At 43.5% G+C, this 23,311-nt stretch carries 17 protein-coding genes and 3 rRNA genes; 14 read left to right on the forward strand and 6 right to left on the reverse strand.

Annotated features, from left to right (window positions below):
- The first annotated feature begins 69 nt into the window (after positions 1-69).
- The 7 genes from jag to rrf all read left to right on the forward strand — a co-directional run bounded on the left by jag (position 70) and on the right by rrf (position 11,386).
- Positions 70-795, forward strand: coding sequence for an RNA-binding cell elongation regulator Jag/EloR (gene jag, locus LCU_RS08015; RefSeq protein WP_056966035.1), 726 nt, complete (start codon positions 70-72; stop codon positions 793-795).
- 158 nt (positions 796-953) lie between these two features.
- Entirely contained in the window at positions 954-2,342 is a 1,389-nt protein-coding gene (mnmE, locus tag LCU_RS08020) for a tRNA uridine-5-carboxymethylaminomethyl(34) synthesis GTPase MnmE (protein WP_004271145.1), read from the forward strand.
- Between the two features lie 30 nt (positions 2,343-2,372).
- A complete protein-coding gene (gene mnmG / locus LCU_RS08025) occupies positions 2,373-4,265 on the forward strand; it encodes a tRNA uridine-5-carboxymethylaminomethyl(34) synthesis enzyme MnmG (protein ID WP_056966033.1) in 1,893 nt (630 codons plus the stop codon).
- A 124-nt stretch (positions 4,266-4,389) separates the two neighbouring features.
- Entirely contained in the window at positions 4,390-6,015 is a 1,626-nt protein-coding gene (locus LCU_RS08030; RefSeq protein ID WP_004271146.1) for an ABC-F family ATP-binding cassette domain-containing protein, read from the forward strand.
- 453 nt (positions 6,016-6,468) lie between these two features.
- Positions 6,469-8,038 (forward strand): 16S ribosomal RNA (locus tag LCU_RS08035).
- A 222-nt stretch (positions 8,039-8,260) separates the two neighbouring features.
- Positions 8,261-11,179: ribosomal RNA gene (locus LCU_RS08040) — 23S ribosomal RNA — on the forward strand.
- 90 nt (positions 11,180-11,269) lie between these two features.
- Positions 11,270-11,386 (forward strand): 5S ribosomal RNA (rrf, locus tag LCU_RS08045).
- The 16S, 23S and 5S rRNA genes sit together here, the layout of an rRNA operon.
- A gap of 241 nt (positions 11,387-11,627) precedes the next feature.
- On the opposite strand, the gene LCU_RS08050 is transcribed toward rrf, so the two are convergent.
- Positions 11,628-12,554 carry a DMT family transporter gene (locus LCU_RS08050; RefSeq protein ID WP_004270089.1) on the reverse strand — a complete coding sequence of 309 codons (927 nt, stop codon included), beginning with the start codon at positions 12,552-12,554 and terminating at the stop codon, positions 11,628-11,630.
- Between the two features lie 182 nt (positions 12,555-12,736).
- Between LCU_RS08050 and LCU_RS08055 the strand changes: the two genes are divergently transcribed.
- On the forward strand, positions 12,737-13,288 hold the full coding sequence (locus LCU_RS08055) for a DUF1697 domain-containing protein (RefSeq protein ID WP_004270091.1): 552 nt from the start codon (positions 12,737-12,739) through the stop codon (positions 13,286-13,288).
- A gap of 74 nt (positions 13,289-13,362) precedes the next feature.
- Positions 13,363-14,199, forward strand: coding sequence for a YitT family protein (locus LCU_RS08060; protein WP_056966785.1), 837 nt, complete (start codon positions 13,363-13,365; stop codon positions 14,197-14,199).
- A gap of 42 nt (positions 14,200-14,241) precedes the next feature.
- Here the strand turns inward: LCU_RS08060 and LCU_RS08065 are convergent, their stop codons facing one another.
- Positions 14,242-15,465: an MFS transporter gene (locus LCU_RS08065; protein WP_004266060.1), complete on the reverse strand. Its 1,224-nt coding sequence runs from the start codon at positions 15,463-15,465 to the stop codon at positions 14,242-14,244.
- Between the two features lie 179 nt (positions 15,466-15,644).
- On the opposite strand from LCU_RS08065, the gene LCU_RS08070 reads away from it, so the two are divergent.
- On the forward strand, positions 15,645-17,171 hold the full coding sequence (locus LCU_RS08070; protein ID WP_056966787.1) for a YfcC family protein: 1,527 nt from the start codon (positions 15,645-15,647) through the stop codon (positions 17,169-17,171).
- Positions 17,172-17,222: 51 nt separating this feature from the next.
- On the opposite strand, the gene lepB is transcribed toward LCU_RS08070, so the two are convergent.
- Entirely contained in the window at positions 17,223-17,834 is a 612-nt protein-coding gene (gene lepB, locus LCU_RS08075; protein WP_056966789.1) for a signal peptidase I, read from the reverse strand.
- A 192-nt stretch (positions 17,835-18,026) separates the two neighbouring features.
- Between lepB and LCU_RS08080 the strand changes: the two genes are divergently transcribed.
- Together LCU_RS08080 and LCU_RS08085 are read left to right on the forward strand one after the other, a co-directional pair.
- Positions 18,027-18,704, forward strand: a complete 678-nt coding sequence (locus LCU_RS08080; RefSeq protein ID WP_004266081.1) for a 2,3-bisphosphoglycerate-dependent phosphoglycerate mutase — start codon at positions 18,027-18,029, stop codon at positions 18,702-18,704.
- A gap of 34 nt (positions 18,705-18,738) precedes the next feature.
- Positions 18,739-19,887 carry a serine hydrolase domain-containing protein gene (locus LCU_RS08085; protein WP_081038334.1) on the forward strand — a complete coding sequence of 383 codons (1,149 nt, stop codon included), beginning with the start codon at positions 18,739-18,741 and terminating at the stop codon, positions 19,885-19,887.
- 21 nt (positions 19,888-19,908) lie between these two features.
- On the opposite strand, the gene LCU_RS08090 is transcribed toward LCU_RS08085, so the two are convergent.
- The 3 genes from LCU_RS08090 to LCU_RS08100 all read right to left on the reverse strand — a co-directional run bounded on the left by LCU_RS08090 (position 19,909) and on the right by LCU_RS08100 (position 21,672).
- Positions 19,909-20,502, reverse strand: a complete 594-nt coding sequence (locus LCU_RS08090; protein WP_054644658.1) for a VanZ family protein — start codon at positions 20,500-20,502, stop codon at positions 19,909-19,911.
- Positions 20,503-20,519: 17 nt separating this feature from the next.
- The gene (locus LCU_RS08095) at positions 20,520-21,002 is read right to left on the reverse strand and encodes a MarR family winged helix-turn-helix transcriptional regulator (protein ID WP_004266076.1); all 483 of its coding nucleotides are present in this window, start codon (positions 21,000-21,002) and stop codon (positions 20,520-20,522) included.
- 175 nt (positions 21,003-21,177) lie between these two features.
- Complete coding sequence (locus LCU_RS08100) at positions 21,178-21,672, reverse strand: thiol peroxidase (RefSeq protein ID WP_054644657.1); 495 nt, start codon at positions 21,670-21,672, stop codon at positions 21,178-21,180.
- Positions 21,673-21,763: 91 nt separating this feature from the next.
- On the opposite strand from LCU_RS08100, the gene LCU_RS08105 reads away from it, so the two are divergent.
- Both LCU_RS08105 and LCU_RS08110 read left to right on the forward strand, forming a co-directional pair.
- Positions 21,764-21,943: a hypothetical protein gene (locus LCU_RS08105; RefSeq protein ID WP_056967127.1), complete on the forward strand. Its 180-nt coding sequence runs from the start codon at positions 21,764-21,766 to the stop codon at positions 21,941-21,943.
- Positions 21,944-22,079: 136 nt separating this feature from the next.
- Positions 22,080-23,267: a C40 family peptidase gene (locus tag LCU_RS08110; protein WP_128486137.1), complete on the forward strand. Its 1,188-nt coding sequence runs from the start codon at positions 22,080-22,082 to the stop codon at positions 23,265-23,267.
- Positions 23,268-23,311 lie beyond the last annotated feature (44 nt).

Consider the following 23,311-nt stretch of genomic DNA (forward strand, 5'->3'; position numbering starts at 1 on the left):
CATGGTATAATAAACGAGAATCGGGCGCTCACACTAGTTGGAGTGACCAAATTGATCGGAGGTTTTGAAATGCCAACATATGAAGGTAGCGATATTCAAGCAGCGGTAAATGAAGGGTTGCAAGCTATGCATCTAACGCGTGAGGAAGTGTCCGTTGATGTATTGGAAGCCGGCAAAAAAGGGTTTCTCGGTTTTGGTCGCCGCTTAGCAGTTGTCCGGCTAACGCCAAATGAACAACCAAGCCAAGTTAAACAAAGCGCCCCAGCCCCAGTTCAAGAGCTAGTTGAACCAACGCCAACAGACAATTTAACTAGTACGCCGCAAAAGCGGAAAAGTGGTGTGGAAACGGAAGCTGAGTTAAGCGCCTATTTGGAAGCCATCACGGCTCAAATTGGCACACCGGTCAGCATTCATGTAACTCACGACCATCGGAGTACGACTTATCATTTGAAGACCGATAAAGAAGGCTTGTTGATTGGTAAGCATGGTAAGACAATTAATGCGCTCCAATATTTAGCGCAGACTTACTTTGATCATCATATGAAGGGCAAGCAAACCATTATCCTAGAAGTTGGTGATTATCGGCAGCGAAGAGCAGCGATTGTCAGCCACCTTGCCGATAAAGCAGCTCGTGAAGTCGTTGCGACCGGCAAACCAGTCTTTTTAGAACCAATGCCGGCTTTTGAACGCAAAATTGTGCATGGGCATTTAGCAACTAATCACCATGTTCAAACTCATTCAGAAGGCCAAGGCAATCGCCGGTCAATTGTGGTGGAATTAGCGCGCACATTTTAGGTGTTGTGAATTGACGCTCTAAAAAAATCGTGTATAATGAAACTAATTAAATATCGATAAAGTAGTGAAAGTGCTTTGTCCACCCCTTACGCAATGACGGGAGGGGTGGACGCTAAGCGCTTTTTTTATGCAGCTATTTCGGAAAGGAAGCATTTAAAATGCCAACGACAGTCACAGAATTTGATACGATTACGGCGATTTCAACACCACCTGGTGAGGGGGCAATTTCAATTGTGCGTCTTTCAGGGGATGAGAGTTTAGCCATTATTAAACGCGTTTATCGCGGCAAAGATCTTGATCAAGTGGCGAGCCATACCATTAATTATGGGCACATTATCGATCCTAAAACCGACGCAGTAGTCGATGAAGTCATGGTGTCTGTCATGCGCGCACCCAAAACGTTTACCCGCGAAGATGTGATTGAGATTAATTGTCATGGCGGAATTGTCGCAACGAACCGCATCTTACAATTATTAATGAGCTATGGTGCACGAATGGCCGAACCGGGTGAATTCACGAAACGAGCCTTTTTAAATGGGCGGATTGATTTAACCCAAGCTGAATCTGTGATGGATCTGATTCGGGCTAAGACTGATCGGGCGATGCAAGTTGCTGTTGATCAATTAGATGGGAGTTTAACGCACCTGATTAAGAATTTACGCCAAGAAATCTTAGAAGTATTGGCGCAAGTTGAAGTCAACATTGACTATCCCGAATATGACACCGATGAAATGACGACGCGGATTCTACTTGAAAAAGCCGAACTTGTGAAAGCGCGGATTGGTGAACTACTTCAAACGGCACAACAAGGAAAAGTCTTACGTGAAGGCCTAGCAACGGCCATTGTCGGACGGCCCAATGTTGGTAAATCAAGTTTGTTGAATCACCTATTACATGAAGATAAGGCGATTGTGACGGATGTTGCCGGGACGACGCGTGATGTTTTGGAAGAATATGTCAACGTCCGTGGGGTACCGCTGAAGCTTGTTGATACGGCAGGAATTCATGATACCGAAGATAAGGTAGAAAAGATTGGGGTCGAAAGAAGTCGCGCAGCAATTACCAAGGCTGACCTGATTTTATTAGTTTTAAATCAAAGTGAACCACTAACGGTTGAAGATCGCGAGTTAATCACGGCCACCACTGATAAGAAACGGATCATTATTTTAAATAAAACCGATTTACCGAACTTGTTAGACTTAAATGAACTCCAAACATTGGTGAATGCGGATGAAGTAATTCAAACTTCAATTTTAACAAGCGAAGGGGTGACCGATTTGGAAGCCCAAATCGCCAAACTCTTCTTCGGTGGGATTGAAAATAGTCAAAGTACGGTCATGATTACTAATGCCCGCCAAATTGGTCTATTAAACCAAGCACAACAATCATTAGATGAAGTCATCAGTGGAATTGCAGCTGGGATGCCAGTTGACCTTGTGCAAATTGATATGACCAACTGTTGGGATAAGCTCGGTGAGATTACCGGGGATTCAGCACCAGATGAATTGATTACGGAACTCTTTAGCCAATTCTGTTTAGGTAAATAGGTCTTGAACCATATTAAAGGAGAACAAAATATGCGAGAATATGACGCAGCGCACTACGACGTGATTGTTGTTGGTGCCGGCCATGCAGGTTCTGAAGCGGCTTTAGCTGCTGCACGAATGGGCCGCGAAACATTACTATTAACGATTAACTTAGACATGGTGGCTTTTATGCCATGTAACCCATCATTGGGTGGTCCTGCTAAAGGGATTGTCGTCCGTGAAATTGACGCCTTGGGTGGTCAAATGGGCCGCAATATTGATAAAACATACATTCAAATGCGGATGTTGAATACAGGTAAAGGGCCAGCTGTCCGCGCGTTACGCGCCCAAGCTGACAAGCACGCTTATCACCGGACAATGAAACGGACTATCGAAACGACGGAGCACTTAACACTTCGTCAAGGGATTGCTGAATCATTGATCGTTGAAGACGGTGTCTGCAAAGGGATTGTCACTAACACTGGTGCCCGTTACAGCGCTGATAGTGTGATCTTAACGGCTGGGACAGCTTCTCGGGGTAAGATTATTATCGGCGAATTAACCTATTCATCTGGTCCGAATAATTCAATTCCTTCTATTAAACTTTCTGAAAGTTTGGAAGACAACGGATTTGTCCTCACGCGTTTTAAAACGGGGACCCCACCACGCGTGGACGGCACCACGATCGACTTTTCAAAGACGGAAGAACAACCGGGGGATAAGGAACCAAACCACTTTAGTTTCGAAACACCTGATAGTGCTTATTTGAAAGACCAACTTTCTTGTTGGATGACATACACGAATGATACGACGCATCAAGTGATTCGCGACAATCTCGACCGCGCCCCAATGTTTACCGGCGTAATTGAAGGGGTGGGTCCACGTTATTGCCCTTCAATTGAAGATAAAATCGTCCGCTTCGCGGATAAGCCTCGGCACCAAATTTTCTTGGAGCCAGAAGGCCGCGAAACAGAAGAATATTACGTCGGTGATTTCTCAACCTCAATGCCAGAAGAAATCCAACACAAAATGATTCATTCGATTGAAGGCTTAGAAAATGCCCAAATGATGCGTCCTGGTTATGCGATTGAATATGATGTCGTTGAACCATGGCAACTAAAACCAACCCTTGAAACCAAAGTGGTTGAAAATCTTTATACAGCCGGTCAAATGAACGGCACTTCAGGATATGAAGAAGCGGCTGGTCAAGGCTTGATGGCCGGCATCAACGCTGCTCTGAAGCAAACGGGCCGCGACCCATTCATCTTGGACCGCAGTGAAGCTTACATCGGGGTCTTAATCGATGACTTGGTCACAAAGGGGACGAAGGAACCTTATCGGCTATTAACCTCACGTGCGGAATACCGTTTGATGCTTCGTCACGATAATGCGGATTTACGCTTAACAGAAAAGGGTCATGCATTAGGCTTAATCAATGATGATCGCTTTGACAGCTATGAAGTGAAAAAAGCAGCCGTTGAAGCTGAATTAGCACGTTTAGCAACCATTCGCTTGAAACCAACCCCAGAAATCCAAGCCTTTTTAGCGGCTAAGGGTGAGACACCACTTAAAGATGGTGTTTTAGCCAGCGACTTCTTAAAACGGCCAGAAGTAAAGTATGCTGATTTAATCCAATTTATTCCAGCAGTCGAAGGCATTGATAACCGCGTTGTGGAACAAGTTGAAATTCAAATCAAATACGCGGGTTACATCGATAAGGAAAAAGCTAAAATTGCGAAGTTAAAACGAATGGAAGCTAAAAAGATTCCAGCCAATATCGATTACGATGCAATTGAAGGCCTTGCAACAGAAGGTCGTCAAAAATTACAAAAAATTCAACCCGAAACACTTGCGCAAGCCAGTCGGATTGGTGGGGTCAACCCAGCCGATATCGGGATTCTAAGTGTCTATATTCAACAAGGTAAGATTGCTAAGGTCAAATAGCCTGGTTGATAACTAGTCATTAGATATGTTAGAGTTAAGCATATATTGTCAATGGTAGAAAGCCAGCCGTTTCACATGAAACGGTTGGCTTTTTAGAGTCATGAAAGAAAAGTGAGGGAATCAAGTGATAACTGTTAGTGAAATGAGCTTAACGCTTTCTGGGCGTAAGTTATATGAAGACGTTAATTTGAAGTTTACACCTGGGAATTGTTATGGCGTGATCGGTGCCAATGGTGCAGGTAAGTCAACTTTTCTAAAATTATTAGAAGGTAAATTACAACCATCATCAGGCCATATCTCAATGGGCCCTAATGAACGGATGTCGAGTTTGAACCAAGATCACTACGCTTTTGAAGAATTTGAAGTGTTAGAGACTGTGATTCAAGGTCATAAGAAGTTGTATGAAGTGATGCAAGCTAAGGATGCCCTATATGCTAAAGCTGATTTCACTGAAGAAGATGGGATGAAAGCTGCTGATTTAGAAGCTGAATTCGCTGAAATGAATGGTTGGGATGCTGAATCAGAAGCTGCTCAATTACTTCAAGCCTTAGGGATTGATGAATCTTTACACCATGTGAAGATGAGTGAATTGATGGAAGGGCAAAAGATTAAGGTTTTACTTGGTCAAGCGCTCTTTGGCAAACCTGATATCCTATTATTAGATGAACCAACGAATGGGTTGGACAGTGCCTCAGTTGAATGGTTAGAAGATTTCTTAGCAGACTTCCCGAACATCGTGATTGTTGTTTCCCATGACCGTTACTTCTTAAACCAAGTCTGTACAATGATGTGTGATGTGGACTTCGGTCGCATCAAGACATTCGTTGGGAACTACGACTTCTGGTTAGAATCAAGTAAGTTAGCCGCTAAGTTACAATCAAACGTTAACGCTAAAAAAGAAGAACAAATCAAAGAATTACAAGATTTTATCGCGCGTTTTAGTGCCAATGCTTCAAAATCAAAACAAGCCACTTCTCGTAAGAAACAATTAGAAAAGATTACATTAGAAGATATCCAACCCTCTTCACGTCAATACCCATTCATTAAGTTCGATTTCGAACGTGAATTGGGGAATGATCTTTTACGGGTTGAGAATGTTTCAAAAACAATCGACGGTGTTAAAGTGTTAGATAACATCAGCTTTTCAGTTAAGCCAGACGAAAAAGCAGCAATCGTTTCACGAAATGACGTTGCGACAGCTGTCTTAATGCAAATCTTAGCAGGTGAAGTGCAGCCAGATACTGGGACAGTTACCTGGGGTGTGACAAGTCAACAATCATACTTACCAAGAGATACGAACTCAGCCTTCAATGATGATCAACTCATCATCTTAGACTGGTTACGTCAATTTGCCGCTAAGGGTGAAGATGACAATACTTTCTTACGTGGTTTCTTAGGCAAGATGCTTTTCTCTGGAGATGAAGTCACAAAAGAAATCAATGTCCTTTCTGGTGGCGAAAAAGTGCGTTGTATTCTATCGAAGATTATGTTGCAAAAATCGAATACTTTACTATTAGATGATCCAACCAACCATTTGGACTTGGAATCAATTACTTCATTGAATGATGCTTTGATCGATTTCAAGGGTGCTTTAGTCTTTACATCGCATGATCATCAGTTTATTCAAACAATTGCAGATCATATCATTGAAGTATCAGCGAACGGTGTTGTCGAACGTGCTGAAACGAACTATGATGAGTTCTTAGCACATCCGGAATTACAAAAACAAGTTAAAAACCTCTACGTTTAATAGTAGAAAAACGAAGGCCCCTAGTATAGCTAAGGGCCTTTTTTTATTGTTATAAGATAATTATTATTTATTTACAGAAAATCCTTGCATCACGGGTTGCAAGTTGGTATACTAATAAAGTTGTCAAAAGCGAGCTGATTAGTGATAAGCAGTATCGTCAATTAAATAAAAAGTTTTGAAAAACACTTGTTATTTAATTGAAAACATGATAACATATTATATGTTGCTTAAGGAGTTATAACTTCTAAGTAATAATTAATTAAAAATAGTTGTTGACAGACGATAAGTTGTGTGATATACTTAAAAAGCTGTTTCAACACAGTAGATCTTTGAAAACTGAACAAAGTTTCGACAAACCAAATGTGTAGGGTCGCCCTTCGGGGCACAAAACATATTTGCAAAGTCAATTTCGCTAGCAAATAAATTAAGTAACAAAACAAGAGCTACAAACTTTTAATCGAGAGTTTGATCCTGGCTCAGGACGAACGCTGGCGGCGTGCCTAATACATGCAAGTCGAACGCACTCTCGTTAGATTGAAGAAGCTTGCTTCTGATTGATAACATTTGAGTGAGTGGCGGACGGGTGAGTAACACGTGGGTAACCTGCCCTAAAGTGGGGGATAACATTTGGAAACAGATGCTAATACCGCATAAAACCTAGCACCGCATGGTGCAAGGTTGAAAGATGGTTTCGGCTATCACTTTAGGATGGACCCGCGGTGCATTAGTTAGTTGGTGAGGTAAAGGCTCACCAAGACCGTGATGCATAGCCGACCTGAGAGGGTAATCGGCCACACTGGGACTGAGACACGGCCCAGACTCCTACGGGAGGCAGCAGTAGGGAATCTTCCACAATGGACGAAAGTCTGATGGAGCAACGCCGCGTGAGTGAAGAAGGTTTTCGGATCGTAAAACTCTGTTGTTGGAGAAGAACGTATTTGATAGTAACTGATCAGGTAGTGACGGTATCCAACCAGAAAGCCACGGCTAACTACGTGCCAGCAGCCGCGGTAATACGTAGGTGGCAAGCGTTGTCCGGATTTATTGGGCGTAAAGCGAGCGCAGGCGGTTTCTTAAGTCTGATGTGAAAGCCTTCGGCTCAACCGAAGAAGTGCATCGGAAACTGGGAAACTTGAGTGCAGAAGAGGACAGTGGAACTCCATGTGTAGCGGTGAAATGCGTAGATATATGGAAGAACACCAGTGGCGAAGGCGGCTGTCTGGTCTGTAACTGACGCTGAGGCTCGAAAGCATGGGTAGCAAACAGGATTAGATACCCTGGTAGTCCATGCCGTAAACGATGAGTGCTAGGTGTTGGAGGGTTTCCGCCCTTCAGTGCCGCAGCTAACGCATTAAGCACTCCGCCTGGGGAGTACGACCGCAAGGTTGAAACTCAAAGGAATTGACGGGGGCCCGCACAAGCGGTGGAGCATGTGGTTTAATTCGAAGCAACGCGAAGAACCTTACCAGGTCTTGACATCCTTTGACCACTCTAGAGATAGAGCTTTCCCTTCGGGGACAAAGTGACAGGTGGTGCATGGTTGTCGTCAGCTCGTGTCGTGAGATGTTGGGTTAAGTCCCGCAACGAGCGCAACCCTTATTACTAGTTGCCAGCATTTAGTTGGGCACTCTAGTGAGACTGCCGGTGACAAACCGGAGGAAGGTGGGGACGACGTCAAATCATCATGCCCCTTATGACCTGGGCTACACACGTGCTACAATGGATGGTACAACGAGTCGCGAGACCGCGAGGTTTAGCTAATCTCTTAAAACCATTCTCAGTTCGGATTGTAGGCTGCAACTCGCCTACATGAAGCCGGAATCGCTAGTAATCGCGGATCAGCATGCCGCGGTGAATACGTTCCCGGGCCTTGTACACACCGCCCGTCACACCATGAGAGTTTGTAACACCCAAAGCCGGTGAGGTAACCTTCGGGAGCCAGCCGTCTAAGGTGGGACAGATGATTAGGGTGAAGTCGTAACAAGGTAGCCGTAGGAGAACCTGCGGCTGGATCACCTCCTTTCTAAGGAATAATACGGAAAACCTTGTACATTTGCGAAGTCGAAACTTTGTTTAGTTTTGAGAGGTCTACTCTCAAACTTTGTTCTTTGAAAACTGGATAATAAGTAATATATTAGTTTTAAAAGCCGAGAAAACATTGCGTTTTAAAGAGTTTTTTAATAGAAATATGAATTAGTTCATATCGCTAAACTCAAATAATAACCCTTTACCGTAGGTAAAGTTAGGTTAAGTTATAAAGGGCGCACGGTGGATGCCTTGGCACTAGGAGCCGATGAAGGACGGTACTAACACCGATATGCTTCGGGGAGCTGTAAGTAAGCTTTGATCCGGAGATTTCCGAATGGGGGAACCCAATACCTTTAGTCGGGTATTATCATTAAGTGAATACATAGCTTAATGAAGGTAGACGCGGGGAACTGAAACATCTAAGTACCTGCAGGAAGAGAAAGAAAAATCGATTCCCTAAGTAGCGGCGAGCGAACGGGGAAGAGCCCAAACCAAGAAGCTTGCTTCTTGGGGTTGTAGGACAGAACATTGGAGTTACCAAGTTAAGTTGTAATCGAATCAGCTGGGAAGCTGAGTCAAAGAGTGTGATAACCACGTAGATTAAACAACTTAACCTCCGTTCTGGATCCTGAGTACGGCGGAACACGTGAAATTCCGTCGGAATCCGGGAGGACCATCTCCCAAGGCTAAATACTCCCTAGTGACCGATAGTGAACCAGTACCGTGAGGGAAAGGTGAAAAGCACCCCGGAAGGGGAGTGAAATAGATCCTGAAACCGTGTGCCTACAATTAGTCAAAGCTCGTTAATGAGTGATGGCGTGCCTTTTGTAGAATGAACCGGCGAGTTACGTTTATATGCGAGGTTAAAGTGAAAAGCTGGAGCCGTAGCGAAAGCGAGTCTGAAATGGGCGAGTGAGTATATAGATGTAGACCCGAAACCAAGTGACCTACCCATGTCCAGGTTGAAGGTGTGGTAAAACACACTGGAGGACCGAACCCACGTCAGTTGAAAATGGCGGGGATGAGGTGTGGGTAGCGGTGAAATTCCAATCGAACTTGGAGATAGCTGGTTCTCTCCGAAATAGCTTTAGGGCTAGCCTCGGAATATTGGATCATGGAGGTAGAGCACTGTTTGGACTAGGGGCCCGTCATGGGTTACTGAATTCAGATAAACTCCGAATACCATTGATTTAGTTCCGGGAGTCAGACTGCGAGTGATAAGATCCGTAGTCGAAAGGGAAACAGCCCAGATCACCAGTTAAGGTCCCAAAATTTATGTTAAGTGGAAAAGGATGTGGCGGTGCACAGACAACTAGGATGTTGGCTCAGAAGCAGCCACCATTTAAAGAGTGCGTAATAGCTCACTAGTCGAGTGCCGCTGCGCCGAAAATGTACCGGGGCTAAACATAATACCGAAACTGTGGGTGGACACGTAAGTGTCCGCGGTAGGAGAGCGTTCTAAGGGCGATGAAGCTAGATCGTAAGGACTAGTGGAGCGCTTAGAAGTGAGAATGCCGGCATGAGTAGCGAAAGATCAGTGAGAATCTGATCCACCGTATGACTAAGGTTTCCTGGGGAAGGCTCGTCCTCCCAGGGTTAGTCGGGACCTAAGGCGAGGCCGAAAGGCGTAGTCGATGGCCAACAGGTTGAGATTCCTGTACTAGTTTATTTTGTTTGAACGATGGAGGGACGCAGGAAGCTAAGGAATGCACACGACTGGAAATGTGTGTCTAAGCAACAAGTCTTGAGTTGAGTGAAATGCTTGATTCTTTAAGGACAAGTTGTGATGGGGAGCGAAATTAAGTAGCGAAGTTCCTGATGTTACACTGCCAAGAAAAGCTTCTAGTGAGAAATAAACTACCCGTACCGTAAACCGACACAGGTGGTCGAGGAGAATATCCTAAGGTGAGCGAGTGAACTCTCGTTAAGGAACTCGGCAAAATGACCCCGTAACTTCGGGAGAAGGGGTGCTGACCGTCAGGTCAGCCGCAGTGAATAGGCCCAAACAACTGTTTATCAAAAACACAGGTCTCTGCAAAATCGAAAGATGACGTATAGGGGCTGACGCCTGCCCGGTGCTGGAAGGTTAAGAGGATGAGTTAGCGTAAGCGAAGCCCAGAATTGAAGCCCCAGTAAACGGCGGCCGTAACTATAACGGTCCTAAGGTAGCGAAATTCCTTGTCGGGTAAGTTCCGACCCGCACGAAAGGCGTAATGATTTGGGCACTGTCTCAACGAGAGACTCGGTGAAATTATAATACCCGTGAAGATGCGGGTTACCCGCGACAGGACGGAAAGACCCCATGGAGCTTTACTGTAGCTTGATATTGAGTGTTTGTACAGTTTGTACAGGATAGGTAGGAGCCGTAGAAATCGGAACGCTAGTTTCGATGGAGGCGTTGGTGGGATACTACCCTAACTGTATGACCACTCTAACCCGCGCCACTTAGCGTGGCGGGAGACAGTGTCAGGTGGGCAGTTTGACTGGGGCGGTCGCCTCCTAAAGTGTAACGGAGGCGCTCAAAGGTTCTCTCAGAATGGTTGGAAATCATTCGTAGAGTGTAAAGGTATAAGAGAGCTTGACTGTGAGATTGACAAATCGAGCAGGGACGAAAGTCGGACTTAGTGATCCGGTGGTTCCGTATGGAAGGGCCATCGCTCAACGGATAAAAGCTACCCTGGGGATAACAGGCTTATCTCCCCCAAGAGTCCACATCGACGGGGAGGTTTGGCACCTCGATGTCGGCTCATCGCATCCTGGGGCTGTAGTCGGTCCCAAGGGTTGGGCTGTTCGCCCATTAAAGCGGTACGCGAGCTGGGTTCAGAACGTCGTGAGACAGTTCGGTCCCTATCCGTCGCGGGCGCAGGAAATTTGAGAGGAGCTGTCCTTAGTACGAGAGGACCGGGATGGACATACCTCTGGTGTACCAGTTGTGCCGCCAGGCGCATCGCTGGGTAGCTATGTATGGACGGGATAAACGCTGAAAGCATCTAAGTGTGAAGCCCCCCTCGAGATGAGATTTCCCATTCCTTTATGGAAGTAAGACCCCTGAAAGATGATCAGGTAGATAGGCTAGGAGTGGAAGTACAGCGATGTATGGAGCGGACTAGTACTAATCGGTCGAGGACTTAACCAAAGGTGCAATGTTAGGCTTTTGAAATAAAATATTACTTATTATGCAGTTTTGAGAGAACGAAGTTCTTCTCAGTGCGCAAGCACAAAATAGTGTGGTGGCGATAGCAAGAAGGATACACCTGTTCCCATGTCGAACACAGAAGTTAAGCTTCTTAGCGCCGATAGTAGTTGGTGGGAAACTACCTGCGAGGATAGGACGTTGCCGCGCAAATATAAAAAGGTTGGGCCGAAAGGTTTAACCTTTTTTGTTACCATCAGTTTTTTCCAAGAGAGAGTAGTGATTAACCTGCAGCTATTAGCTAATGAGATACTTAGTGTTACTCAGGATGTTTACGTGGCCTATGAAGAACCCTACTAGCTGTGAGTAGGATTAAGCTAAGTAAAATATAGCGCATCGTAATTAAAAAGCCGTTTAACAGTCCCTTATGGGATGGTTAAACGGCTTTTTGCTATGCTAAGGCGTCATTTTCTGTTTCCTGATAACGTTGCAAGATGTAGATTGCTAGGATAACTAGAATTGCACCACTCATTTCTACCCAACTAAAGCGGGCATGGAAGAAGATGATACTTAGAATAAATGTAATTACAGGTTGTACGGCATCAACGATACTGATTACGGTTGATGGTGCAAAGTTTAAACTGTGTAACAAGCAAAGATATGCGAATACAGTTCCAATCAAAATAACGGCTAAAATTGCGATAATACCGGAAGCATTTAAACGCGGCGGTGCTTGCCAGAATGGTCGGTGGATATTGAAGAGTAAACCACTGATGAACATGCCCCAACCTAAAACGAGAATTGGTGATTTTTCATTAACGATTGGTCTTGGTAGCACAACGTAGAAAGCAGCTGTTACACCGGATAAGATTCCCCAGATTAATGAATTAAAAGGAATTGTTAAAGTATGGATATTGCCTTTCGTAATAGAAAGGAAAACGCCAATTAAAGCAATTCCGAATGAGATAATATCAATTCGATTTGGCCACTTACGTAAGAAAGCGAGGGTTCCAATAACGATAAACAGAGGACTTAGATATTGTAAAATAGTCGCCGCTGCTGCATTCCCCGTTTGGATACTCATGAAGAAAGTATATTGATTACCCATGATACCGAAAAGGGCGTAAGCGATTAGCCAAGCCGTTAATCGTTTTGATTTAAAAATGGAGAAGATATCTTGTTTGAACTTAATTGCCCCGATAAGTAATAAAATTAAACCAGCGCCAAGCGTTCTAACGGATAGGAACCAAGTTGCAGGGATCTTTTGTCCTTGCGAGATGAATTCCAAAATAGTACCTGAAACGCCCCAGAGTGCGGACGCCATAGTCGCCCAAAACATGCCTTTGGCGATGTTTTGCGGTTGAGTTCGATTGTTCATTGTGCGCCATCCTTTTTTGAAAATTTATAACTATACTATTATAAGCTAAATGGCGTATTTATGCTATTTGCAAAACTTTTTTCATTATTATTCCCCACAAAATAATAAATATGGCAGTGATAAAGCGAACTGGTCAACAAAAGCTAATTAAGTTATGATGAATAAAAAAGTGAGGGATTCAGATGCAATACATTGCGTTATTACGGGGAATTAATGTGGGTGGTAAACGGCCAGTTAAAATGAGCGTGCTTAAAACTGCGTATGAAGCGGCTGGGTTCACCAATGTGCAAACATACATCAATAGTGGCAACGTGTTATTTGAAGCCCCAGAAACAGGCTTAACAACCTTAGCGGCAACTTGTGATCAGATTATGGTGGAGACCTTTGGCTTTTCTGTGAATATCGCCGTGGTCACAGCTGACCAGTTGATTCAAGCTGTTGCGGACGCACCAACTTGGTGGGGCAATATGCCAGATGTGAAACATAATTTAATCGTGGCGATTGCGCCTAAAACGGGGGCGGAATTGAGTGTACATGTAGGGGCAATTAAGCCAGCGTATGAAAAAGTTGCCGTGAATGGTCCGTTTATTTTCTGGAGTGCACCCGTGAAAACATTCGGTCGGACGCGGTGGTCGACTGTTGCTAAAGGGGACCTATACCAGTGGCTGACAATTCGGAATGCCAACACCGCTCGTAAATTAGTGGCACTCGCACAGGCACTACGGGAAGCATGAAGTGGTTAGACTCGCATCTTCATTAATATTCATATATACTTATAGTAATAATCAATAAAGAAATGAGGGACGCGATGCGCTTATCCAATTTGAAACAGACGATTATCCAGATGGGGTTGATCTTGATTGCTCTCGAAATTATTGCGATTGGGATTCAACTCTTCTTTGCCCCCCATGAAGTAGCAGCCGGTGGGGCAACCGGTGTGGGGATCTTATTAGAAGAATTGATGGGGTGGAAGATATCAACAGTGGTGTTTGTGATTAACATCGGCATGCTGATACTTGCTTACTTCTTACTTGATAAGAAAACCACGTTAAGAATTCTCTTTGGTAGTTTTATGCTACCAGTTTGTTTAGCTTTAACGCCCCAAATGATGGTGGTGGAAGACAAACTATTAGCAATTATTATCGGGAGTGTTGTTTACGCTGCCGGAATTGCCTTGTTATATCGAATTGATGCCTCGAGTGGTGGCTCAACAGTGCCACCGTTAATTTTCAAAAAATATTTCAATATCAAACCGGCATTGAGTTTGCTGGTAGTTGATTTACTAGTCTGCTTTGCGAATGTGTTCGTCTCTGGTTTTGAGACGTTCATGCTGGCAACTTGTTCATCAATTCTGACGTTGATTACGATGAACTATATTGAGACCGGGTTGAACCGGAAAAAGGTCCTCTATGTCATGAGTAACGACCAATTACCTGAAATTAAAGCCCATTTAATCGAAGAATCTGATGTGGGCGTGACGATTTTTGATGTTACTGGGGGCTATTCTAATGACAATAAGCAGATGTTGATGCTCGTTGTTGAAAATCAAGCCTATCAACACATTATTAATCGAATTCATGAAGTTGATCCTTTGGCATTTACGATTGTGGCTAACGTAGCCGAGGTACGCGGCGGTAGTTTATAAATTTAAAAAGGGTCGAGACAATTGTCTCGACCCTTTTGTGTGTTATTGATGATTAAAGTAGCGATCAGCTTTTAAATTATTGATGGTGAGCATGATAATCAAGCTGATGATATAGAGTGTTGAAATGAAGAGCATCACGGTCATCACCGAATAATGATCAAGTAACCAACCGATAATCACGCTCGAAAATCCACCGATACAGCGGCCAACGTTCATAATCACGTTATTGGCGGTTGCACGGACTTCGGATGGGTAGAGGCGACTGACAATCGCGCCATAGCCTGCAAACATACCATTTGAGAAGTAGCCGACAATTGCACCGACGAACAATAAAGCACCCATGCTATTGGGGAAGGTTAAGATGTAAACGCCTGCTGCTGAAGCAATCAGGAATAAGACAAAAGCAAACCGTGGACCAATTCGGTCTAGAATCCAACCGAAAGTCAACATGCCTGCTGACATCCCGGCAATCGTCGCTAACATCCAAGTTGATGAACCAGCCACACTGAGGTGCATTTGTTGTTGCATGATGGTTGGTAACCAGTTCATTAAACCGAAGTAACCAGCGATTTGGACGATTGCCATTATCATCAGCGCAACTGTTTGGTAAGCTAGTTCGCGTGTTTTAAAAAGAGCGCTAATCTGACCTTTTGGTTGATCTGATTCAGAAGTGAACGTTGTACTTTCGACTAGATGATGGCGGATAAAAAAAGTAATGATAACAGGTAATAGGCCGAATAGAAATAGTGCATGCCAACCAAATTGTGGTAAGACCCACGCTGCTAGAAGTGCCGCGGCAATAGCGCCAAGTTGACCTGCGACACCCACGAAGGATGAAACACGTCCGAGCTGTTTCTTAGGGAAAGATTCGGCTAAGACCGTCATGCCAATCCCATATTCGCCACCAGCACCGATCCCAGCTAAGAAGCGACAGAGATAAATCATGGGAAGGGTGTGGGCAAATGACATAGCCGCTGTCGCAAAAGCAAAGATAAAAATGGTGTAAGTGAATGTTTTAATCCGTCCAACGCGGTCGGCTAAAACGCCAAAAAAAACGCCACCTAACAACATTCCAATATTGGTAATCGTTGCGATTAATCCCGCCTGTGTTCCACTGAGATGTAAATCTGCAATGATGGACGATAGGGTGAAAGACAAGAACATAACGTCCATGTTTTCGAGACCGAAGCCGGCCGTTGTTGAGGCGACCACCTTAGTCTGGTAGCTTGTTAATCGATGTTGGCTGTGTGCCGTAATAGTTTTCATATTCAGTTTTCCTCCAAAAAGGACGCTCTCTGTCGTCCCTTATTTTGCTTGGTGCCAATCTTAGCACAGGAAAGTAGTCTGTGCAAGGGTGTTATGGAAAAAGCGCAAGCGTCCTTTGTGATATAATTGAGTTTATAAAATGGCTCTTCAGCGATGGAGGGCGTCATGGAGGCTATTGAATGACTGATAAGAAAAAACACTTTACTTTTCCGAGCGCCTACACAGTAATTCTACTTGTTTTACTGGCAGTGATGATCTTGACGTACTTTATGCCAGCCGGAAAATATGCGAGTTTACAATATAACACGACCCAGGAAAACTTCACTGTGGTCGCACCCAATGGGCATGAATCGACAGCACCTGGGACACAAGCAACACTGAAGAAATACCACGTTAATACGGATTTAGCGAAGTTTAAGGATGGGTCGGTGTATAAACCAGTTGCGATTCCAAATACATATCAAAAACTCAATCAGCATAAACCAAACTTATTTGGCGCGATTAAACAATTTCTGAATGCGCCCATTCAAGGGTTATCTGAAACAATCGATATTATCACATTTGTCTTAATTCTAGGTGGGATTGTGGGCGTTGTGAATAAGACCGGTGCATTTGCGGCCGGAATGGCGGCGCTATCGAAACGTTTGAAAGGTAAAGAAGCCTGGTTAATCGTGATTGTAACGAGCTTGATTGCCCTAGGCGGGACCACCTTTGGCTTGGCTGAAGAAACAATTGCTTTCTATCCAATTCTAGTGCCAATCTTTATGGCAGCTGGCTACGATGCGCTAGTCGCAATTGCGGCGATTTATCTAGGCAGTTCAATCGGGACAATGGCTTCAACGGTGAACCCATTTTCCGTCGTGATTGCTTCTAATACGGCTGGCATTAGCTTTACAGATGGTATGGGACTAAGGCTTGTAATGCTGATTCTAGGCACATTAATCTGTATTTTCTACACGATTCGGTATGCTGAAAAAGTAAAACAGGATCCAAGCCAATCGCTCATTTATAATCAAAAAGCAGAATTGGAAAAACATTTCCTGGGAAATAGTGATGTCAATGAAGTACCACGGTTTGATTTCCGGAAGAAATTGATGTTAATTATTTTTGCGGCCGGTTTTGTCATCATGGTCTTCGGCGTGAAGGAATGGGGTTGGCTATTTAATGAAATTTCCTCGTTATTCTTAGCGATTACGTTTATTTTGGCGTTTATTTCCGGATTATCGGAAAAAGATTTTGTTAGTGAATTCGTTGCAGGGGCTTCCGACCTGTTAGGTGTAGCCCTTGTGATTGCTTTAGCACGCGGCGTGACGATTATTATGGAACAGGCACAAATTAGTGATACGCTATTGTACTGGTTAAGTAGTGGCGTTTCCCATATGAGTGGTGTTATCTTCTCAACGGTGATGTTCTTCGTTTTCATTCTACTAGGATTCTTCATTCCGTCGAGTTCCGGTCTAGCGGTGCTATCAATGCCCGTCATGGCACCGTTGGCTGATGTAGTCGGTGTTAATCGTGACGTTATTATTAGTGCTTATAACTGGGGACAAGGCATTATGTCGTTTATCACACCAACTGGTTTGGTCTTGGCCTCGCTGGCAATGGTCCATGTAACGTTTGATAAGTGGTTAAAATTCGTTTGGCCATTAATGGCGATTATTGGTCTATTAGCAATTATTTTACTCGGTGTTAGTGTCTATCTTTAAAAAAACGGTCAAAAAAGGTCCGCCACAATCGTGGTGGACCTTTTTTCGTGATTAGTAAACTTTAAATTTCGTTACTGGCCAGTAGCGGAGTTTGACAACGCCTTGAATCCCGTTGAAGGTTTTAGAATCATCACTGACAAAGCCTACTTCTTCATACCGGCTATCCTTTGAAACAGTCCGGTTATCACCCATGACGAAGTAGTGGTGGGCAGGGACTGTGGAACGACCAAGCACGTCCTTTAAATCAAAGTTTGGCTTATTAGTCTTTGGGTTGAGTGTGAAGTAGTTTGACCCGGCTAGGAAGGTTGTTGGATCTTTTTTATAGTCATTTAAATAAGGCTCACTGACTTTTTTATTATTAATATAGAGTTGATCCTTGTTGAAGCGAACAGTTTCACCGGGCATGCCGACAATTCGTTTAATGTAGAATTCACCTGGTGAATCAGGGGCCTTGACGATAACGACGTCGCCGCGTTTCAGTTTCGTATGGCGTAGTGCAATGACCCGATCATACTGTGTAAAGTTGGGTTGCATTGATGGCCCGAAAATTTGTTCATTGGCAATGACGAATTTGAGCAGTAATTGCGCAATGCCGACCATCACGGCCGCTAATAAAATGATTTGTATAGTGGATTTCCAAAATTCTTTTGCTTTAGCTGACATATCGCACATCCTTAGAATTCAATAGATTCATTGTACTACAATTAATTGGTAGATGACAACGAAACTGTACAGTTCCTTAACTATTTAAATGATCTTTTAAATTAGGGAAATGACGCGTTATTTATCACGGGAAACGGTTCGTGGTATACTGAAAGGGATTATTTTAAACGACAGGAAAAGTGAGTTTAACGCATGGCGAATTTAGTAATTGTACGACATGGCGAGAGTTTAGCCAATCAATTAAATACTTACACTGGTTGGTCTGATGTGCCATTAACGGCTGCTGGGCGCAAACAAGCACAGCATGTGGGCCGACAAATTCAAGCAACCGGAATTCAATTCAGTCATGTGCATACTTCGTTATTGAAGCGTGCAATTTTGACGAGTTACATTATTCTGGATGAAATAGACCAATTGGCCATTCCAATGACGAAGAGTTGGCGATTAAATGAGCGCCATTATGGGGCATTGCGCGGGTTAAATAAGGAAAAGACGCGGGCTATTTTTGGTGCGCATCAAGTTGCCCGCTGGCGGCGTAGTTACACGGCGGTCCCACCTTTATTGACGACTTTTTCGCAGGCCCGTCGTTATCGACTAGTTCCACCGATGAGTCGGCCACGCGGGGAGAGTCTTGCACAGGCAACGCAACGGCTATTACCTTATTGGCAAGATCAAGTAGTACCAGGATTACTTGCAGGCCAGGACCAATTGATTGTAGCGCATGGTTCTACTTTGCGTGCGCTCATTAAGGTGATCGAACAGATTTCAGATCGCGATATTGATGGTGTGGAAGTTGAAAATGGTGAAGCACTGTATTATCGATTCGATGCTCAAATGGTAGTCATTGAGAAGGGACGATTAGCGGACTAAGCGGATGGACAACAAATTGAAAAGAGGACTGCTGTTGGTAGGGCTCATCCTACTAATTATTGGCGGCACGATTTATCATGAACGGCAAAAATATGCCGTCCAAACTCAACAAACCCAACAAAAAATGAAACAACTTCAGCAACAATTACAGGCAACAAAACTTGAGTTAGCCATTCAAAAGGCAAAAAGTCATGAAGCCGGGATTGATGATCGAACCATCAATCATTTGAGTGCGAAGGAACAACAATTTGTACAGCAGTTGCTACATGATAACAGTTTTAGCGGGACCATTTTAATTGTGCGGTGGAATCATGTGTTATTTCAAGGTGGCCGGGGCTATGCAAATTTTGCGACTAAGCAACTGAATTCTCCACAGACGACGTATCAGATTGCATCGATTCAAAAGTCATTAACGGCTGCGTTATTGATGAAACAGGTGCAAGCCGGGAACATCGATTTAGCGACACCGTTAAGTCGGTATTACCCGCAGATTAAAGAGGCGGATCAAATTACGCTGAAGATGATGGTTGATATGCGTTCTGGACTGACTGAATTATCTGCACCAGAAAAAGAATTATCAGATCAAGCGCGGATTCAATATGCGCTTGATCATTTGGCTGTTAAAGATATTGGTCAGCATAATTATTCGCCAGTTAATTACCTTCTTTTGGCCGGGATTTTAGAACAAGTCACCCATAAGAGTTATCGAGAGTTAGTTGGAAATCAGTTGATAATACCGTTTAAATTAACATCGTTTAATTTTATGCCAAATGAAACGACCGGCCAACAAGCGACTGCTTATGGCTATCAACAAGACGGCTATGGCACGCCAGTTAGTGAACCAAGTTACGTATATATGCGTGAGTTAGGGACCGGAAATATGTATGCCACAACGAGTAGCCTCTTTCGAACTGAACAGGCGATTGTTCAAGGAAAAGTTTTTAAAAAATCGTTATTAAAAACGCTCCGCTCATCGACTACTGGTGAATATACGGGTGGTGTTTATAATTACAAAGATTATTTTACAAGCCACGGAGTCGAATCTGGATTCGAATCTAGCTTGCAGATGAGTCAGAATGGGCGTTCAGGAATTGTCTTATTATCGAATCAATATAAGGCCAATCCTTCAATCGGACTTCTAACGAATCAACTTTATAAGCAGTTAATTACGCTCAATCGTTAAAAAAGCAGCTTGGCTTAATGCCTAGCTGCTTTTTGTTTGGACTGTAAAATGATGTTGTGCAAGTGTCCAAAGGCCAAACCCAATTAAACAGCCAAACCAGTTTAAGAGGATGTCACTGAGTGCGAAAGTCCCTAGATAAAAGGCGAATTGGAGAATCTCAATGCCTAGAATCGTTAAGGGTGCTATGATGTTTGTTTCAACAAATGAGGCTTTCAAATGGTACAAACCGCCTAATGGGATGAAGTAAACGACATTCAGTGCGGCTTCGAGCAGTGTTTTGTGATCCTTTTGAATGAAATCGAACGGGTTCAAGCTAACTGCATGATAGACGTTTGCTTTAGTGAATAAGACAATGAATAATAAGAGCAGATAGACGCTGTAGACGAGATAACCATAGATTGGCGATAGTTGTCGGCGGTCCCATTGCACCCAGCCCAACCAAAATGTAAGGGTTAAAAATAGAATCAGAAAAAGCGTCGTTGCTGGAAAACGGGCCATAACCCGGGTTAAGCGTGGATAACTGTTGAGTGTTGGTAAGACAATGTGCCACACGAAGTAGCGACTTATGAGGTAGGCGACCACACCGGCTAAACCATATTCAAGTATCTTGCGCATTACGATTCCTCCAGTGATTATAGTTTGGTTTGGGCGAGGCGTTTAGTGAATTCAGCCATAAAGTCAAAATGTTGTGTGTCGGCTAACGTATCTTCTAATTTATTTAGAAGTTCGTTGAGCGCTTGTTGTTCGTCGGGGGTTAGGCTACCGAATAAAGTCTCCGTAAATTCATTGCGACCATCGAGGGCTTCTTTTAAAACCGCTCGACCCGCCGCTGTAATGAAGACGTGGGTGATTCGCCGATCATGATGATCGGGCCGCCGATTAATGTAGTGTTTAGACTCTAATTTGTGCAAGCATTCGGTTAGGGATGAAGGCCGAATATCGAGACTTTCGGCGAGGGCTCCCTGCATTTGTCCGTTTTCGATATTAAGGCGTTTTAGAATGCGAATTTGGCTGACTGAGCGATGATCGGATGAAAATTGCATGCCATAATAATGGCGATAATGGTGAATCACCTTATTGAAAGTTTGGAAAAGCTCGTTAGATAGCTCGGTCATGGGGACTCCTTAATAAAGTTTAATTTGAGATGCTAATACGGGTATAATACGTCATTTCATAAGGTGGAGCAATATTGCTCAGGTTTTATCAAGATTGTTGTGAATAATTTTACATAATAACCGCAAAAAAAACGATGGTTAAACTGAGTCAGTTCTAACCATCGTTTTGGGGTTGTTATTGAGCTGCCTTTAAGAAATTTAATGCAGCTGCATAATCTGGTTCGTCTGTTTGTTCGATAATTAATTCGGTGTAGCTAATTGTACCATCTGCTTCCAAAATAAAGATTGAGCGTTGAAGCGTGTTGTTGCTTGGAACGTAGAGTTGCATTGCTTTCCCGAAACTGAGTGCCTCATCAGAAAGGAGTTGCATGTTCTTAACGCCTTCTGCAGCGCACCAGTTATTTTGTTGTTCGATGGTGTTTGTTGAAATTGTGTAGAAATGGACGTCTTCGAATTGATCGACGGCTTGGTTAAAATGCTTTGTTTGAATGCTGCAAACACGGGTTTCAATGTCTGGCACGACGCTAATTAAAGTCCGTTTACCGAGCAATTGCGCAGAAGTCACCGTTTCGCCAGCGGCATTTTTAAGGTCAAATTGGGGTAACTGTGTGCCGACGGCTGGTGGTGTGCCGATTGTATCGAGTGGTTGATCATGTCTTGTGATTTGCATTTGCATAAACCTCATTTCATAATAAAAGATGCTTTTATTCTAAGCTGATTGTGCTGAGAACACAATTAATCACGCTCGAGGAGTATAGAAAATGTTACGTAAAAAAATTCAGGCACTATACGCTAAAAAGATGCTGAACCAAATTATCAAAGAGGTCAATGTCAAACCGCTCATTTATGAAATTGTCGATGCAAGTGGGACTGAAACCGCGGTTTTGCTAAGTCATGAGCAATGGGTTAAAATCCAAGCCGCGTTAACCGCTAACAAGTAGCGTGAATTCCCGATTTAGACTTAATACGGTAACTAAGCTGTAACATTTCTGTAATAGTTGAATGTTACACTTGTTCTTGGTTGGAAAACCGTACATAAGTTAAGTATTTTTAAAAATGATAAAGGGGAATCATTCAGTGAAAAAAGTCAGTCGATTAATGTTCAGTGCACTAGCATTCTTAACAATTGGGTCAACAATGGCGGTTAGCATTGGTGCAGTCAGTGCCGATGAAGTTGCTGATACAAAAGCATCAATGACAAACCTTAGTGCTGAAAACTCGGCTTTATTAGCTAAGTTAAGTGCTGCACAAGATAAGGTTGCTTCAATCGATAGCCAAGTGTCAAATAAGACCGTTGCAATTGATGATGCACAAAAGAACATTGCATCAACGGACAAAGAAATTACTGAAGTGGCTCAAAAAATCGTTAAAGTTCAAGCTGAAGTCCAATCTAGAAAAGCTGTTTTAAAAGAACAAGTAATTGCGCTTCAAAAACGTGCTGGGGATAGTGTTTCTGGAAATGTTTACGTTGACTTCATCGTCAATAGTGATAGTTTCTCAGATATGGTCAGTCGTGCTTCAGTTGTTGGCAAGTTAAACCAAGCTAACAAGGAAGCAATGGACGCCGTAGCGAACTCAGAAAGTAAATTAGCTACTTTAAAACAAGAACAAGTGACTGAAAAAGCAAACTTAGTTAACACAAAAGCACAGTTAGAAAAAGATCAAGCACAGTTAACATCACTTAAAGCAGATGCAGAAAATGAACAAGCAAGTTTCCAACAAGAAGTGGATGGACATAAGACACAGCTTGCTAGCTTACAAAGTCAATTAGATGCTCAAACAGCAGCCGCTGTTGAAGCTGCTAAAAAAGAAACTGAAAAAGCAACAATCGCACCAACGGTTGCACCTAAAACAGGTTCAGACAATACACCAGCACCAACGCCTGCAAAAACAACGACAGTTGCGCCATCTGGTGCAAACACTGGTTCATTAGTTGGCAATGCCTTACAATTCATTGGCACACCGTATGCATGGGGTGGCGCACAACCTGGTGGTTTTGATTGTTCTGGTTTAGTTTGGTACGCTGCTAAGATGGCCGGCATTAGCTTACCACGGACATCACAAGAACAAAGCACGGTTGGGACAAAAGTGTCATTATCAGAATTACAACCTGGTGACCTTGTTTTCTGGGGTGGCGTTGGTTCAGCACATCACGTTGGGATCTATATCGGTGGTGGCTCATACGTTCACGCACCAACAGAAGGCCAAAATGTAACAACGATGTCAATGCAATATTACAAACCTGACTTTGGTCGTCGTTTATAAGATTAAATAAAAGAATAAAAAAGTTTGGCGTCTGCTTAAATTAA

It is taken from the genome of Latilactobacillus curvatus JCM 1096 = DSM 20019, from assembly GCF_004101845.1.
GTDB lineage: Bacteria > Bacillota > Bacilli > Lactobacillales > Lactobacillaceae > Latilactobacillus > Latilactobacillus curvatus.

Excerpts from the sequence above, each read along its gene's own strand:
- LCU_RS08070 (WP_056966787.1), top strand. The coding sequence starts at position 15,645 with ATGACTGATAAGAAAAAACACTTTACTTTTCCGAGCGCCTACACAGTA.
- LCU_RS08065 (WP_004266060.1), bottom strand. The coding sequence starts at position 15,465 with ATGAAAACTATTACGGCACACAGCCAACATCGATTAACAAGCTACCAG.
- jag (WP_056966035.1), top strand. The coding sequence starts at position 70 with ATGCCAACATATGAAGGTAGCGATATTCAAGCAGCGGTAAATGAAGGG.
- LCU_RS08095 (WP_004266076.1), bottom strand. The coding sequence starts at position 21,002 with ATGACCGAGCTATCTAACGAGCTTTTCCAAACTTTCAATAAGGTGATT.
- LCU_RS08050 (WP_004270089.1), bottom strand. The coding sequence starts at position 12,554 with ATGAACAATCGAACTCAACCGCAAAACATCGCCAAAGGCATGTTTTGG.
- mnmE (WP_004271145.1), top strand. The coding sequence starts at position 954 with ATGCCAACGACAGTCACAGAATTTGATACGATTACGGCGATTTCAACA.
- mnmG (WP_056966033.1), top strand. The coding sequence starts at position 2,373 with ATGCGAGAATATGACGCAGCGCACTACGACGTGATTGTTGTTGGTGCC.
- lepB (WP_056966789.1), bottom strand. The coding sequence starts at position 17,834 with ATGTCAGCTAAAGCAAAAGAATTTTGGAAATCCACTATACAAATCATT.
- LCU_RS08060 (WP_056966785.1), top strand. The coding sequence starts at position 13,363 with ATGCGCTTATCCAATTTGAAACAGACGATTATCCAGATGGGGTTGATC.
- LCU_RS08100 (WP_054644657.1), bottom strand. The coding sequence starts at position 21,672 with ATGCAAATCACAAGACATGATCAACCACTCGATACAATCGGCACACCA.
- LCU_RS08055 (WP_004270091.1), top strand. The coding sequence starts at position 12,737 with ATGCAATACATTGCGTTATTACGGGGAATTAATGTGGGTGGTAAACGG.
- LCU_RS08090 (WP_054644658.1), bottom strand. The coding sequence starts at position 20,502 with ATGCGCAAGATACTTGAATATGGTTTAGCCGGTGTGGTCGCCTACCTC.
- LCU_RS08105 (WP_056967127.1), top strand. The coding sequence starts at position 21,764 with ATGTTACGTAAAAAAATTCAGGCACTATACGCTAAAAAGATGCTGAAC.
- LCU_RS08080 (WP_004266081.1), top strand. The coding sequence starts at position 18,027 with ATGGCGAATTTAGTAATTGTACGACATGGCGAGAGTTTAGCCAATCAA.